1 protein-coding gene (cut by a window edge) is annotated in these 17,165 nt (G+C 61.4%); it reads left to right on the forward strand.

The genetic code is table 11. The annotated features are described in order from the left end of the window. Positions 1 to 17,133: the 3' portion of a non-ribosomal peptide synthetase gene (locus tag MTX36_RS11160; RefSeq protein WP_243619806.1), read on the forward strand. It extends 15,516 nt beyond the left edge of the window; the window shows 17,133 of its 32,649 coding nt (coding positions 15,517-32,649); its start codon lies off the left edge, out of view; it ends in the stop codon at positions 17,131 to 17,133. Positions 17,134 to 17,165 lie beyond the last annotated feature (32 nt).

Consider the following 17,165-nt stretch of genomic DNA (forward strand, 5'->3'; position numbering starts at 1 on the left):
GAACCGGACGTGGAACTCGTCGACGCAGACCTGAAGACTCAGTTGGGGCTCTTGTTGCCCAACTACATGGTTCCGACCCAGTGGGTAGTGCTCGAAGAATTGCCGGTCACCACCGCCGGCAAGCTGGATCGTCGTGCGTTGCCAGTGCCGAGCTTCCTGTCCCAGAGCATATTCCGGGCGCCGTCGAACCCGATCGAAGAGACCGTCGCAGGTGTCTTTGCCGACCTCCTCGGGATCGAGCAGGTGTCGGTCGACGACAGCTTCTTCGCGCTGGGCGGAAACTCTTTGCTCGCAACCAGGTTGGTGGCGCGGGTGAACAGTGCGCTGGGTACTTCGCTCGCTATTCGTGACATCTTCGACTATCCGGATTCCGCGTCGTTGGCACGGGCAGCCGAAAGTAGTTCGCGCTCCACTGATCTGCCGAAACTGGGATCAGTGCCGCGGCCGGAACGAGTGCCGTTGTCGTTGGCGCAGCAGCGGATGTGGTTCCTCAGCAGATTCGACAGCGGTTCCGCGGTCAACAACATTCCGGTTGCTATCAGGTTGACCGGCGCTCTGGACGCGGGAGCATTGGCAGCAGCGGTGGCGGACGTGATTGCGCGCCACGAGATTCTGCGCACGGTCTACCCAGAGAGTGAAGGCGCAGGCGTCCAAGTGGTTCTGCCACTGGCACAGGCCGTTCCAGATCTCACGCCGGTGCAGGTTACCGAAGATGAGTTGTCGGAGGCCGCCTCGGCATTGGCAATGACAGGATTCGACGTCACTGTCGAGGTTCCACTGCGGGCTGCGTTGTTCGCACTGTCTACAACTGAGTTCGTACTGGTGATCGTGGTACATCACATCTCGGCAGACGGATTCTCGCTGGGACCGCTGACGCGGGACGTGATGATCGCGTACGCGGCGCGTTCGACGGGCGAGTCGCCGTCATGGGCGCCGCTGACCGTTCAATACGCGGACTACGCAGTGTGGCAGCGCGAGGTACTGGGTTCCGAGGATGATTCGGAGTCGTTGATCTCGCGTCAACTGGGCCACTGGACCGAGGCACTAGGCGGATTGCCCGCCCAACTGGACCTGCCGGCCGATCGCCCTCGTCCGACTGTTGCATCGAACAGGGGTGCGAGCGTCGACTTCGTGATCAACACAGGCCTTCTGTCGGCGCTGAATGCTACTGCCCAGAAACATAACTCGTCACTGTTCATGGTCGTCCATGCTGCATTGTCGGTTCTTCTGGCCAGACTGTCGGGGACTTCGGACATTGCTGTCGGCACACCCGTCGCGGGACGCGGCGAGTCCGAACTCGATGATCTCGTCGGTATGTTCGTAAATACGTTGGTCTTGCGTACCGAAGTGCAGCCCCAAGCGAAGTTCGACGAACTCCTGAGTGTGGTCCGCGAATCCGACCTCGGGGCATTCGGACACGCAGATGTGCCGTTCGAGCGACTAGTAGAGGTACTCAACCCTGCCCGCTCGCAGTCGCGTCATCCGCTGTTCCAGGTTGCTCTCTTCTTCCAGAACATGGAACGTGCGCACTTCGAACTTGACGGATTGTCCGTCTCCGGCGTCGAACTCGACGACGTGATCGCGAAGTTCGACTTGCAGATGACAATTGTCGAACGGTCCGGCGATGCGGACGCTGCGGACTGTTTGTCGGTGAACCTGACCTACGCGACGGACTTGTTCGACGAGTCGACGATGGTCACTTACGGGGACCGGTTCATTCGCGTTCTCGCTGCTGTTGCCGCAGATTCCTCGGTGGTAGTCGGGGATATCGAATTGCTCGGTGCCGGCGAACGCGAGCAGGTGCTGGCGGGGTGGAACGACACCGATCACCTGGTTGCGGCGGGGGATTTGCTGCTCGACGCGTTCGATGTCGCGGTAGCGGCCACCCCGGATGCCACTGCGGTGGTGTTCGAGGGTGATTCGTTGACGTACCGGGAGTTCGATGCGCGGGTTAACCGCCTGGCGCGGTTGTTGATTGCGGAGGGTGTGGGTCCGGAATCGCTGGTGGCGTTGGCGATCCGCCGGTCCTTGGATCTGGTGGTAGGGATCTACGCGGTGGTGCGGGCGGGTGGTGCGTATGTGCCGGTTGATCCGGATCATCCGGCGGAGCGAATCGGGCACATCCTCGACACCGCACAACCTGTGTGTGTGTTGAGCACGTCGCGGGACGGGTTCACAGCGGCGGGCGTGCGTCCGGTGCTGTGCATCGACACGATCGAGATGTCGGGCTTCTCGGCGGGGCCGGTCACCGACGCCGAGCGCACCTCGGTGTTGTTGCCGGAGCATCCGGCGTACGTCATCTTCACTTCGGGTTCGACGGGTAAGCCGAAGGGTGTGGCGATCAGTCATGCGGCGATCGCGAACCAGATTGCGTGGATGCAGGCCGAATACGTTCTCGACTCCTCGGATGTGTATTTGCAGAAGACGGCGACGACGTTCGACGTCTCGTTGTGGGGTTTCTTCCTGCCGTTGCGGGCAGGCGCTCAGTTGGTGGTGGCGACACCGGACGGGCATCGTGATCCGGCGTATGTGGCGTCGACGATCCGCGAATGCTGTGTGACGGTGACAGACTTCGTGCCGTCGATGTTGACGGTGTTCGCCGGTGCGGTCGAGCGCGGGGATCTGACGTCGTTGCGGTTGGTGTTCGTGATCGGTGAGGCGTTGCCGGCGGAGACCATCGCGGATTTTGCTGCGGTTTCGGATGCGGGTGTGCACAACCTGTACGGGCCGACGGAGGCTGCGGTGTCGATCACCTTTGCCGATGTGACGGCGGCGCGAGTTGGTGGTGCGGTGTCGATCGGGCGTCCGGAGTGGAATTCCCAGGTGTTCGTACTGGATTCGCGTCTGCAGCCGGTGCCGGTGGGCGTGCCTGGTGAGTTGTATCTGGCTGGTGTGCAGTTGGCTCGGGGCTACTACGGCCGGGTGGATATCACGTCGGATCGGTTTGTGGCTAACCCGATGAGCAGTTTGGGCGAGCGGATGTATCGGACCGGTGACCTGGTTGTCTGGACGGCGATGGGGGAGTTGGAGTACATCGGTCGTACCGATTTCCAGGTGAAGTTCCGCGGTCAGCGGATCGAGCTGGGGGAGATCGAGACAGCTCTTCTGTCTCACGAGTCTGTGCTGCAGGCAGCGGTGTTGGTCGTGCCGACGCCGACGGGTGATCATTTGGTCGGTTATGTCGTTGCGACGCAGTCCGCTGAAATCGATCAGGATGAACTCAAGGTTTATGCTGCGCAGTCGTTGCCTTCGTACATGGTGCCGTCGACGGTGATGGTGCTTGCGGAGTTCCCGCTCAACTCCAGTGGAAAGTTGGATCGTAAGGGGTTGCCGACGCCGGTGTTCGAGGTTGCGTTGTTCCGCGCTCCGGTGACTGCGGTCGAGGAGAGCGTGGCGGCGGTTTTCGCCGAGGTGTTGGGCGTGCCGCGGGTGGGACTCGACGACGATTTCTTTGCTCTGGGCGGTAATTCTCTGATCGCGACGCAGGTGGCGTCGCGGTTGGGCGCGGCGTTGGATATGCGGGTTGCAGTGCGGGAGTTGTTCGAGGCTCCGACGGTAGAAGCTTTGGCTGCGCGGGTGGCGTCCCAAGTGGGTGCGGGTGGCCGGGTCGCGTTGACGGCGAGGCCTCGTCCGGAGCGTATTCCGTTGTCGTTGGCGCAGTCTCGGATGTGGTTCTTGAACCGATTCGATCCGGAGTCCGGCTTGAACAACATTCCGGCAGCGGTGCGGTTGTCGGGTGCACTCGACGTGGAGGCCTTGCGGTTGGCAGTTGGCGATGTAGTGGCTCGCCACGAGGTGTTGCGGACGGTGTATCCGGAGATCGACGGCATCGGCCACCAGGTTGTGCTGCCGAATCATTCCGGTGCAACAGAATTCCAGGTTGAAGCAGGTTCCGAGTCCGAGATTGTCGAGCGTGTTGTCGCACTGGCTTCGGAAGGATTCGACGTCACCGCCGTAGCGCCGCTGCGGATACGTTTGTTCCAGTCAGACGAAGACGAATACGTACTTGTCATTGTGGCTCACCACATCGCCGCTGACGGATTTTCGATGGGCCCGCTGGTCCGGGACGTCATGGTTGCGTATGCAGCTCGCGTCGACGGTGAAGCACCTTCCTGGTCACCCTTGCCGGTGCAGTTTGCGGACTTCGCCCTGTGGCAGCGCGAAATTCTCGGTAGTGAAGATGATCCGGCCTCATTGATCGCCCAGCAGGTCGGCTACTGGAAGTCCACGCTGGCGGGGTTGCCCGATCAGATCGAGTTGCCGACCGACCGCTCACGGCCTGCGGTCGCGTCCGGTCGCGGCGCCAACTATGTCTTCGCCATCGATGCTGATACCCATGCCGGCGCGAATGCAGTTGCGCGTGAGCATAATGCGTCGTTGTTCATGGTGCTTCATGCTTCCTTCGCTGTGACACTTGCTCGTTTTGCGGCTACCCCCGACATTGTCATCGGCACGCCGGTCGCGGGTCGTGGTGAAGCGGCTCTTGATCAGCTGGTTGGCATGTTCGTCAATACTCTGGTGTTGCGAACCGAACTCGACACGAGTGAGTCCTTCGAGTCATTGTTGGCATCTACACGCGAGGCAGATCTGCAGGCGTTCGCTCACGGCGACGTACCTTTCGAACGGTTGGTAGAGGTACTGAATCCGGCGCGCTCGCAGGCTCGGCATCCGTTGTTCCAGGTGGGGTTGGCTTTGCAGAACATGGCGCAACCGTCGCTCGAGTTGGACGGGTTGCGAGTTGCGGGAGTGGACTTCGACGCTGCGTCGGCGAAGATCGATCTGCAGCTGACGGTGGTCGAGAACATCGACGCGGCCGGTACTTTCGAGGGGATGTCGGCGACGTTTACCTACGCGACAGATCTGTTCGACGAGTCGACTGTGGCGGAGTTCGCAGCCGGGTTGCAGCGGGTTATGGCGTCGGTGGTCACGGATCCGTCCGGTGCTGTTGGCGATATTGAACTGTTGGCGCCGGCCGAGCATGCGCGTTTGACTCGGGTCGAGTCTGATGACGCGATGCCGCATAGCCGGTTGGTGGACATTCTGACCGCCGGATGTGCGATCGATCCGGATGCCGTCGCGGTGCGTTCGGAGGGTCGTTCGGTGACCTACCGTGAGCTGGACGAGGCGTCGTCGCGGCTGGCGCGGGTTTTGATTGCACGCGGTGCTGGTCCGGAAAAGATTGTGGCACTTGCATTCCCGCGTTCGTACGAGATGGTGGTGGCGGTGTGGGCGGCCGCGAAGTCCGGTGCGGCGTACGTTCCGGTGGATCCGAATTATCCGGCGGACCGTATTGCGCATATGCTCTCCGATTCCGTTGCGGTGCTGGGTGTTACCGGGTCGGCGTTTACCGAGCAGCTTCCGGTAGGGGCGGCCGAGTGGTTGGTGCTCGATGCGCCGCAGACGCAGCTACTTCTCGAGGCCCAGTCGGCGGCTCCGGTCTCGGATGCTGAGCGTCTGAGCGTGCTTCGTCCGGAGCATGCGGCGTATGTCATTTACACCTCCGGTTCGACAGGTAAGCCGAAGGGCGTGACGGTCACGCATACCGGGTTACGTGGTCTCCTCGATGTGGCGAGTGGCTTGTACGGATTGCGGCCCGAGGCGAAGGTTCTGCACAACTGCTCGCCGAGTTTTGATCCTTCGGTGCTTGAGTGGATGTCGGCGTTCTCGGTCGGCGCGACGTCGGTGATCGTTCCGCCTTCGATCATGGGTGGTCACGAGTTGACCGAGTTGCTGCACACCGAGCAGGTGACGCACGCATTCATCACGCCGGGTGTGTTGGGGACAATGGATCCGAGTGGGCTCACCGCGTTGGAGATGGTCTCGATCGGCGGCGACGTCACCAGTCCGGATCTGTTGGCCAAGTGGGCTCCGGGTCGTAAGTACTTCAATGGCTACGGTCCGACGGAGACGACGATCATCTCGACGTACGCGCATCTGACGGCCGGTAATCCGGTGACGATCGGGTTGCCGATCGAGGGCGTGACGGCGTTGGTGCTCGATGAGCGTCTGCATCCGGTGCCTGTAGGTACCAGGGGTGAGTTGTATTTTGCGGGCGCAGTATTGGCTCGTGGTTATCATGATCGGCCGTCGTTGACGTCGGATCGTTTTGTGGCGAATCCATACTCGGTGGATGGTTCGCGGATGTATCGCACGGGTGACGTGGTGCGGTGGATCGGCGGCATGTCGAGTGCTACGGGTGAACTCGAGTACATGGGGCGCAGTGACTTCCAGGTGAAGGTGCGTGGTTTCCGTATCGAGCTCGGTGAGATCGATGCGGTGTTGTCGGGGCATCCTGATGTCGAGTTTGCGGTGACGGTGGGGCGTGAGTTGCCTTCAGGCGCTACGGCGTTGGTCTCGTATGTGGTTCCGAAATCGATCGACCACTTTTCCGCAGCAGCGTTGACCGCGTTTGTCGGGGAGTCGCTGCCCAGTTACATGGTGCCTTCGGCAGTGGTGTCGTTGACTGAAGTGCCGTTGACCGCGGTTGGCAAACTCGACCGAAATGCGTTGCCGGATCCGGTGTTCGAGGTGCGTGAATTCCGGGCACCGGTCACACCGGTCGAAGAGATTGTGGCCGGTGTGTTCGCCGATGTCCTTGGTACGACTCGGGTCGGTCTGGACGACGATTTCTTCGACCTTGGCGGCAACTCGTTGATCGCTACCCAGGTCGCAGCCCGGCTGGGCGCAGCACTCGAGATGCGGGTGCCGGTCCGCGAGTTGTTCGAGGCGTCAACCGTGGCCACCCTGGCTGCTCGTCTGCTCACGCATACCGGTACCGGTGGACACAAGGCGCTCGCGCCGCAGGCGAGGCCGGCGCAGGTGCCGTTGTCCTTGGCGCAGCAGCGGATGTGGTTCCTCAACCGCTTTGATCCCGAGTCTGCGGTGAACAACATTCCCGCGGCTGTTCGTCTGTCCGGTGAGTTGAATGTCGGTGCGCTGCAGGCCGCTATCTCGGACGTCATCGAACGCCACGAGATTCTACGGACCATCTATCCGGAACACGACGGTATCGGTTGCCAGGTCGTGCTGCCGGTCAGCACGGACGGCGCGGAGTTCGGCGTTGTCGTGGTCTCCGACTTCGAAGTAGTCGAACGGGTTGCGGCGTTTGTCGCGGGCGGATTTGATGTCACGCTTGCTCCGCCGGTGCGGGTTGCACTGTTCCAGGTTGCCGAAGACGAACATGTGCTCGTCTTTGTGGTGCATCACATTGCAGCCGATGGCTTCTCGGTCGCGCCACTGCTGCGGGACGTGATGGTGGCGTATGCCGCTCGCACCCACGGCGACGCTCCGGGATGGGCACCGCTACCGGTTCAGTTCGCAGACTTTGCACTGTGGCAGCGGGAGGTCCTGGGCAGTGAAAGCGAGCCTGATTCACTGATCGCTCAACAGGTCGGCTTCTGGACGAATGCGTTGGCCGGGCTTCCGGAACAGTTGGAATTGCCCACCGACCGGGTGCGTCCGGCGGTGGCGTCGAACCGCGGTGCCACGTACTCGTTCGTGCTCGATGCAAATATGCATTCGGCTTTGAATACGTTGGCGCGCAACCGTAATGCATCGTTGTTCATGGTGTTGCATTCGGCGTTGGCCGTTCTGTTGGCGCGTCTGTCGGCTACCCCCGACATTGCAATCGGCACCCCGATTGCGGGGCGCGGTGAGCAGGCGCTCGATGATCTGGTCGGGATGTTCGTCAACACCCTGGTGTTGCGTACCGAACTCGACCCGGGGTGGACGTTTGCCGAATTGTTGGATGCGACTCGGGAAGTGGATCTGCAGGCTTTCGGTCATGCGGACGTGCCGTTCGAGCGTTTGGTGGAGGTGCTCAATCCGGCGCGCTCACAGGCCCGGAATCCGTTGTTCCAGGTGGCCTTGTCGTTCCAGAACCTCACCGAGTCGACGTTTGAGTTGCCCGGTGTAACGGTGAGTTCGGTCGGCATGGAGGGTTCGGCCGCAAAGTTCGATTTGCAGTTGACGTTGTCGGAATCAGTGGGTGAAGACGGCGCAGAAACCGGAATCTCGGCACAATTCACTTATGCCACAGATCTGTTTGATGAGGCGACGGTGCGTGGTTTCGCGGATCGTTTGGTGCGGATTCTCGAGGCTGCGGCGGTTGATCCGTTGGTGGTGGTCGGTGACGTGGAGGTGCTCTCGGAGGCGGAGTGGGTGTCATTGACTGCGGTCGATGGTGGTCCTGCGTCGGTGGCGGGGACGTTGTCGGATGTTTTTGCGGCTGCGGTGGCGGGGGATCCGTCGGCAGTGGCTTTGGTGTTCGAGGGTGCGTCGTTGACGTATGCGGAGCTAGACGATCGATCGTCACGGTTGGCACGGGTATTGATCGATCGTGGTGTGGGTGTTGAGGATCGGGTGGCGGTGGCAGTGCCACGGTCGTTCGAGTCTGTGGTGGCGTTGTGGGCGGTGGTGAAATCGGGTGCGGCGTTTGTGCCGGTGGATCCCGCGTATCCGGCGGATCGTGTAGCGCACATGGTGTCGGATTCGGGTGTGGTCGTGGGGTTGACGACGGCGGAGTTCGCGTCGGTGTTGCCTTCGGATGTGGATTGGATTGTGCTGGGGTCCGGTGAGTGCGCGGATCTGATGGGTGCGGTGTCGGGGGCACCGGTCTCGGATGTGGATCGGGCGGTGCCGGTGCGGCCTGATTCGTCGGCGTATGTCATCTACACGTCGGGGACGACGGGTGTGCCCAAGGGCGTGGTTGTCACGCATCGGGGTGTGTCGAATTTCTGTGCGGAACAGGTAGATCGGTACGGGTTGACCGGTGCTTCGCGGACGCTGCATTTTGCGTCGCCGAGTTTCGACGCGTCGGTGTTGGAATTGTTGTTGGCGGTGGGTGCTGGGTCGGCGATGGTGATTGCGTCGCCGTCGGTGTACGGCGGTAGTGAGTTGGCGCAGTTGCTACGCGCGGAGCGGGTCTCGCATGCGTTTGTGACGCCGGCGGCATTGGGTTCGGTGGATCCGGCGGGTCTTGATGATCTGCGGGTAGTCATCGTGGGCGGTGAGGCATGTTCGCCGGAGTTGGTGAGTGCGTGGACGGGTGCGGGTTCGGGTGGGCGCCGGTTCTTCAATGCGTACGGTCCGACGGAGGCGACGGTCGCGACGAACATCAGTGGTGCGTTGTCAGCGGGTGATGCGGTGACGATCGGTGGTCCGATTCGTGGGATGTCGGCGTTGGTGCTTGACGAGCGTTTGCGTCCGGTTCCGGTGGGTGTGACGGGTGAGTTGTATGTCTCGGGTGTTCAGGTGGCTCGGGGGTATTGGGATCGTTTCGGTTTGACGGCGGAGCGGTTTGTGGCGAATCCGTACACTGCTGCTGGTTCTCGGATGTATCGCACGGGTGATGTGGTGCGGTGGACTTCTGACCGGGCGATCGAGTATGTGGGTCGTGGTGATTTCCAGGTGAAGATTCGTGGTTTCCGGATCGAGCTCGGTGAGGTCGAGTCGGCATTGTTGGCACACGGTTCGGTGGATTCTGCGGTGGTCCTGGGCCGGGAGTCGACTGCGGGTGTCACGGTGTTGGTGGCGTATGTGGTTGCTGCTATGGGCGATTCGGTCGATACGGCTGAGTTGACGGAGTTCGTGGCGGGGGTGTTGCCGGGGTACATGGTGCCGTCTGCAATTGTTGTTCTCGAGCGGTTACCGTTGACGGGTGCGGGTAAGTTGGATCGGAAGATGTTGCCGGCACCGGTGTTCGAGGCGAAGGTGTTTCGGGCGCCGGTCACTCCGGTAGAGATGGCGGTGGCATCTGTGTTCGCCGATGTTCTCGGTGTGCCCCGTACGGGTCTCGATGATGATTTCTTCGAGCTTGGCGGCAACTCTTTGGTGGCAACGCAGGTTGTTTCGCGTTTGGGTGCGGCGTTGGATATGTCGGTGCCGGTACGGGTGTTGTTCGAGGATTCCATGGTGGAGTCGCTTGCTGCGCGGTTGAGTTCGGGTGTCGGTGAAGGCGCAGGCTTGGCGTTGGTGCCGATGGTGCGCCCAGTTCGGGTGCCGTTGTCGTTGGCGCAGCAGCGGATGTGGTTCCTGAACCGCTTCGATACCAATTCGTCGGCCAACAACATTCCGGCCGTCATCAGGCTTTCCGGCACGATAGATATCGGTGCGTTGCAATCTGCGATCCGCAACGTCGTCGCCCGGCACGAATCGCTCCGAACGGTGTACCCGGATGTAGACGGCGTCGGGTACCAGGAGGTGCTTCCGGCCGAGCGCGTAGTCCTCGATCTCGAACCGGTGTGGGTCGACGATTCGGAGCTGATACCGGCTGTTGCGCAACGAATATCGGATGGTTTCGACGTGACATCCGAAGTCCCGCTACGGGTAGGCGTGTTTTCGATCTCCGCAACCGAAACGGTCTTGGCGTTTGTCGTGCACCACATCAGTGCCGACGGCTTCTCGATGGGCCCGTTGACTCGAGACCTGATGGTGGCGTACACCTCGCTCGCTCACGGCAATGAACCGGCGTGGGAGCCCCTCCCGGTGCACTACGCGGACTACACATTGTGGCAGCGGGAAGTTCTCGGAGATGAAAGCAACCCGGATTCGGCGATCTCGCAGCAAGCCGAATACTGGAAGCGCACGCTTGCTGACGTGCCCGAACAAATCGACCTTCCGGTAGATCGGCCGAGGCCGGCGGTGATGTCGAATGCGGGAGCGCAGCATCACTTCTCGATAAGTTCGCATGTACGCCAACAGCTCGAAGTCATTGCGCGCGCACACAATGCAACGATGTTCATGGTTGCGCATGCAGCCTGGTCGATATTGCTGGCGAGGTTGTCTGCAACGTCCGACATCGTCACCGGTACTCCCATCGCGGGCCGTGGTGACGCAGCGCTGGACAACATGATCGGAATGTTCGTCAACACTCTGGTGCTGCGGACGCAGGTGGACCCGAACGCCTCGTTCGAGGAGTTGTTGGCAGCGACAAGGGACTGTGATCTCTCGGCGTTTGCGCATTCGGATCTGCCGTTCGAACGATTGGTGGAGGTGCTCAACCCGGCTCGGTCGACGGCGCGGCATCCGCTCGTCCAGGTCGCGTTGTCATTCCAGAACATGGCACAGAATCGATTCGAGCTTCCCGGGCTGGAGATCAGCGCCGTCGATGCCGGCGTCGATGTAGCGAAGTTCGACCTCCATCTCACCCTGGTGGACCAAGCCGATCAGGCGGGAGCTCACGGAGCGATCCAAGCGTCGTTCACCTATGCGACAGACTTGTTCGACGCGGGCTCTATCGCTGGATTTGCTGATCGGTTCGCTCGAATTCTGGATACTGTCGCGACGAATTCCGCAGTCCGCGTGGGTGATATCGATGTCCTGAGTGAAACAGAGCGAGAGGCCGTCGTCTCGACATGGAACGACACGGCAGTCGATGTTCCCGCGACGACCTTGGCAGCGTCGTTTGCCGCCCAGGTGGCTCGAACTCCGCAGGAAGTTGCCGTGGTGTTCGAGGGTGCCGAACTCTCGTACGCCGAATTCGATTCTCGGGTCAATCGTTTGGCGCGGCATCTGATCGGATTGGGCGTTGGTCCGGAATCCCGTGTCGCCCTGTCCATGGCTCGGTCGGTCGAATTGTTGGTCGGTATGTATGCGGTCGTGGCGGCCGGTGGCGCGTACGTGCCGCTCGATCCTCATCATCCAGCAGAACGCACCGCCTACGTAGTCGAGAGTGCCGCACCGGTATTGGTCCTGACGACCTCCGCCGATGACGACGGCGCGTCGTACGCGGTCCCGGTCGTACACATCGACAGGCTGGCGATCTCCGATCTGGACGCTACGGAGGTGGTCGACGCAGAGCGGTTGGCACCGCTGCGCCCCGACAACACTGCTTATGTCATCTTCACATCCGGATCGACTGGTCGACCCAAGGGCGTGACCGTTTCGCACCGCGCGATCTGCAATCAGTTGGCATGGAAGCAATCTCACTACGAGCTTGACGGCTCGGACGCAGTGTTGCTCAAGACCGCGGCAACGTTCGACTTGTCGGTCTGGGAATTCTGGTGGGCACTGTCGGTGGGTGCTCGATTGGTCGTAGCGACCGCGGACGGACATCAAGATCCCCACTACCTGCGCTCACTTCTGGTGGAGCAGCAGGTGACAACCTTGCACATCGTGCCGTCGATGTTGTCGATGTTGCTCGCCGACGAATCCGAAGGTTTGTCGCCTTCGCTGCGCAGAGTGCTGTGCATCGGTGAGGAACTCCCCGGATCCACTGCTGTTCGGTTCCGGCAGACCAGTTCTGCCCGCCTCGACAATCTGTACGGGCCCACGGAGGCTGCAGTGTCGGTCACCGCATACCGCACCGGGGACGGCGATGGGGCGAGCGTGCCGATTGGAACACCACAATGGAATACGCAGGTGTACGTCTTGGATGCGGGTCTGCATCCGGTGCCGGCGGGTGTTCCGGGTGAGCTGTACCTGTCGGGCGTGCAGCTTGCCCGCGGCTACCACGGACGCGCAGACCTGACGTCCGAGCGATTTGTGGCTGACCCCTTCGGATCCCAGCCAGGTTCTCGGTTGTACCGCACCGGAGATGTGGTGCGCTGGCGTGCCGACGGAAATCTGGAGTACTTGCAGCGTTCGGACTTCCAGGTCAAGGTCCGAGGATTCCGCATCGAGCTGGGCGACATCGAATCTGCTTTGCGAGGCCACCCGTCGGTTGCCCAGGCGGTAGTCGTCGCACGCGCAGATGCGCATACCGGTGATCAACTGGTGGCGTACGTGGTTCCGGTAGGCACGAGCCGGGTGGACTCAGGGGAACTCCGAGAAGCACTGAATCTGGCGCTTCCCAGTTACATGGTGCCCAATTCGTTCATGGTTCTCGATTCACTGCCCTTGAACGTCAACGGCAAGATCGATCGGAAACTGTTGCCGGCGCCCGAGTTCGAAGCCCGTCCGTTCCGGGCCGCGAGTAATCCGATCGAAGAACTGGTTGCCGCTGTCTTCGCCGAACTGCTCGGAGTCGATACCGTGGGGTTGGACGACAGCTTCTTCGAACTCGGGGGCAACTCGTTGACGGCGACCCGAGTGGTTGCACGCCTCGGTGCTGCGTTGGGTACCACCGTACCGGTGCGGTTGATTTTCGAAACGTCGAGTGTTGCGGATCTGGCGGCACGGATCGAAGCGGCCGGCGATGATTCTCGTCCTCGGGTGGTGCTCGAAGCCGGAGCTCGGCCGGATCGAATTCCGTTGTCGCTGGCGCAGCAGCGGATGTGGTTCCTCAACCGCTTCGATCCCACCTCGGCCGTGGACAACATCCCGGCGGCGATACGGTTGTCGGGGGCACTGGATGTACCAGCACTTCAAGCGGCCGTTACCGACGTGGTCGAGCGGCACGAAGCACTGCGAACAATATTCCCCGAAGACGAACTCGGTGCTCGGCAGGTGATCGTGCCTGCATCTCAGGTGGCGCCCGATCTGACGCCAGCCGTTGTCGAGGAAGAACAGTTCCCATCCGAGGTAACCGCATTTCTGTCACGTGGCTTCGATGTCACTGTGGAGGCGCCGATGCGAGCAAAGCTCTTCCATCTCGCCGAAGACGAATTTGTGCTGGCAATGGTTGTGCACCACATTTCGGGTGACGGCTTCTCCATCTCGCCGTTGACTCGGGATGTCGTGGTGGCATACCTGGCGCGGGCACAGGGGCAACTTCCCGGCTGGACCCCGTTGCCGGTGCAGTACGCGGATTACGCGCTGTGGCAGCGTGAGGTTCTCGGTTCAGTTGACGATCCGGCGTCGTTGATTTCGGAGCAGGTCGACTACTGGACGACAAAGCTGTCCGGGTTGCCGGATCAGTTGGATCTTCCGACTGACCGTTCACGCCCGGCAGTACAGAGCTATCGCGGCGATGTGTTCGACTTCGGTATCGGCGCTGATTTGCTGCGAGATCTTAATGTGCTTGCACGTGCGAGTCATTCGACGCTCTTCATGGTGATGCACTCCGCGCTGGCCGTTCTGCTCGCACGATTATCCGCGACCACCGATATTGCCATCGGCACTCCCGTGGCAGGCCGCGGTGAGCAGGCGCTCGACGATGTGGTCGGCATGTTCGTCAACACACTGGTGCTGCGAGCACAGGTCGATCCGGCAATGACATTCTCCCAACTGGTGGCGCAGACACGGGAGGCAGACCTGCAGGCGTTCGCACATAGCGACGTGCCATTCGAGAGGTTGGTCGAAGTGCTCAACCCGGTGCGGTCGCAGGCTAGGCATCCACTTTTCCAGACGATGCTGTCGTTCCAGAATCACGAACGCGGTTCGTTCGAATTGCCAGGCCTCCAGGTTTCGGGGGTGGACTCGAACGTCAACTTCGCGAAGTTTGATCTGCAGTTGATTCTTGCGGAAACTCTCGACGAGTCGGGCGAGTCGAACGGTATGGCAGCAAATTTCACCTTCGCCACCGATTTGTTCGACACGTCGACGATCAAACTTTTCGCCGAGCGGTTCGTACGGATACTCGAGGCAGCAGTACAAGATCCGTCGATTGCGGTCGGTGATGTGGACATCCTCGATGGGAATGAGCGTGGACTTGTCCTGCAACAGTGGAATGACACGGGTCAGGTAGTTGCCGACGGTACGTTGGTGTCCTTGTTCGACGCCCAGGTCTTGCGGACTCCGGACGCGGTGGCGTTGGTGTTCGAGGGTGAATCGCTGACTTACCGTGAGCTTGATTCGCGGTCGAACCGGTTGGCGCGCAGGTTGATCGCTGAGGGTGTTGGTTCGGAGTCGTTGGTCGGTTTGGCGATGCGGCGCAGTGTGGAATTGTTGGTCGGGATGTACGCGATCGTCAAGGCCGGTGGTGCGTATCTGCCGATAGATCCTGATCATCCATTGGCGCGTACCGAGTATGTGCTCGAGTCTGCGGCCCCGGTGTGCGTGTTGAGTACTTCGCGGGACAACGTTGTGTTGCCTGCGGGTATGCCGGTGTTGACGTTGGACGCCATGGATGTGTCGGGTTTCGACGACGCTCCGGTTACGGATGCGGATCGGATCCGGGTGCTGGATCCGGCGTCGACGGCATATGTCATCTATACCTCGGGTTCGACGGGTAGACCGAAGGGTGTTGCGGTCGCGCACAGTGCGATTGTGAATCGGTTGTTGTGGATGCAGGCGGAGTACGAGTTGACTGCGGCAGACGCGGTGGTGCAGAAGACGCCGGCGACGTTCGACGTGTCGGTGTGGGAGTTCTTCTGGCCGTTGCAGGTTGGTGCGTCGTTGGTGGTGGCGAAGCCGGACGGGCATCGCGATCCGATCTATTTGGCGCAGCTCATGTTCGACGAATCCGTCACGGTCGCGCACTTCGTGCCGTCGATGCTGTCGATGTTCACGGCGGTGGCGCCGGCGGGTCAGTGTGGGTCGTTGCGTCAGGTGTTCTGCAGTGGTGAGGTGTTGCCGGCGAGTTCGGCGGCAGCGTTCCGGGCACTTTCGGATGCGCGGTTGCACAACTTGTACGGGCCGACCGAGGCTGCGGTGGATGTGACGTTCCATGAGGTCACGGCTGCCGACACCCTGAGTGTCCCGATCGGTGCGCCGGTGTGGAATACGCAGGTGTACGTCCTGGATGCGCGTTTGCAGCCGGTGCCGGTGGGTGTTCCGGGTGAGTTGTATCTGGCGGGCACCCAGTTGGCGCGAGGGTATGTGGGTCGTGCTGATTTGACGGCGGATCGGTTTGTGGCGAACCCGTTCGACCCGGGCGCGCGGTTGTATCGCACGGGTGACTTGGTGTCCTGGAATGGTTTTGGTGAGGTCGAGTACATCGGTCGTACCGATTTCCAGGTGAAGTTGCGCGGGTTGCGAATCGAGTTGGGGGAGATCGAAGCTGCGTTGCTGGCGCAGGAGTCGGTGGCGCAGGCGGTGGTGTTGGTTCGGGAGAGTGTGCTGGGTCAGCAGTTGGTGGGTTATGTGGTGCCGGCCGCCGGGGTGGCGGTTGATGTCGATGCGGTGAAGGGTGCGGTGGCGCAGCGGGTTCCGGGCTATATGGTGCCGGATGTTGTGTTGGTGTTGGATGCGTTTCCGTTGGGTGCGTCGGGCAAGTTGGATCGGAAGTTGTTGCCGGATCCGGTGTTCGAGGCGAAGGTTTTCCGGGCTCCCTCGACGGAGACGGAGCGCGCTGTTGCGTCAGTCTTTGCCGATGTTCTGGGCGTCGAAGAAGTGGGTCTCGACGACGATTTCTTCGACCTCGGCGGCAACTCGCTGATCGCGGTCCAGGTGTCAGCTCGGCTCCGGGTGATACTCGGCCGCGATGTCCCCGTTGCGTTGATGTTCTCGAACTCCACTGTCGAGGTACTTGCGCAACGCCTCGACGCTGAAGGTGGGGACAGTCATGACAACGGACTCGGCGTCTTGTTCCCGATCCGCGAATCCGGAAGTGCGTCACCGGTGTTCTGCGTGCACCCGATCGTGGGACTGGGTTGGTCCTATGCCGGACTGGCCAGGCACCTCGATTCGGAAACACCGATCTACGCTCTGCAGAATCCCGCGATTCGCGAAAGTGACTTCGCTCCCGAAACAATCGACGAGGTTGCCGTTCGCTACGTTTCGGAGATCAGGAAGGTGCAGGCCTCCGGTCCGTACCGTCTGCTCGGCTGGTCGTTGGGAGGTGTCATCGCTCATTCGATGGCAGTTCAGTTGCAGCGCGCCGGCGAGGAAGTGGAACTGCTTGCGATGATGGACAGCTTCACCTCGTCGAGCCGTCCGGCTGAGGACACCGCACAGGCTGTCACGATGAATGACGTATTGGGCGGACTCGGCATCGCGATACCTGAGGTTGACGCTGTGGGTGTGCTCGATGAGCGGAGCGTGGCCGGGTTGCTTGCCGGGATGACCGGACAATCAGCGCAAGACTCGGCCGCGACAATTGAACGGATGATGCAGGGCGCTTCACGAAACTCCCGAATGATGTGGGAGTACCAACCTGAACCGTTCGACGGTGACGTGGTGTTCTTCACCGCAGAGTCCGATGATCCGAGCGGCCGGGTGGCCGCGTCCGGGTGGGAGTCGGCCGTGACCGGGAACGTCCGCAACCATGGCGTACCCACGACGCACTGGCTGATGACGTCTCCGGAATCCCTGGAAATGGTGGGACCGATCGTGGACGATGTGCTCCGGTCGGTACGGGTCACCAAGCATTGACGAGCTGGCTCCACACGGCTGCGAGGCCGTGT

The organism is Rhodococcus sp. ARC_M6, assembly GCF_022810305.1.
Classification (GTDB): domain Bacteria; phylum Actinomycetota; class Actinomycetes; order Mycobacteriales; family Mycobacteriaceae; genus Rhodococcus_F.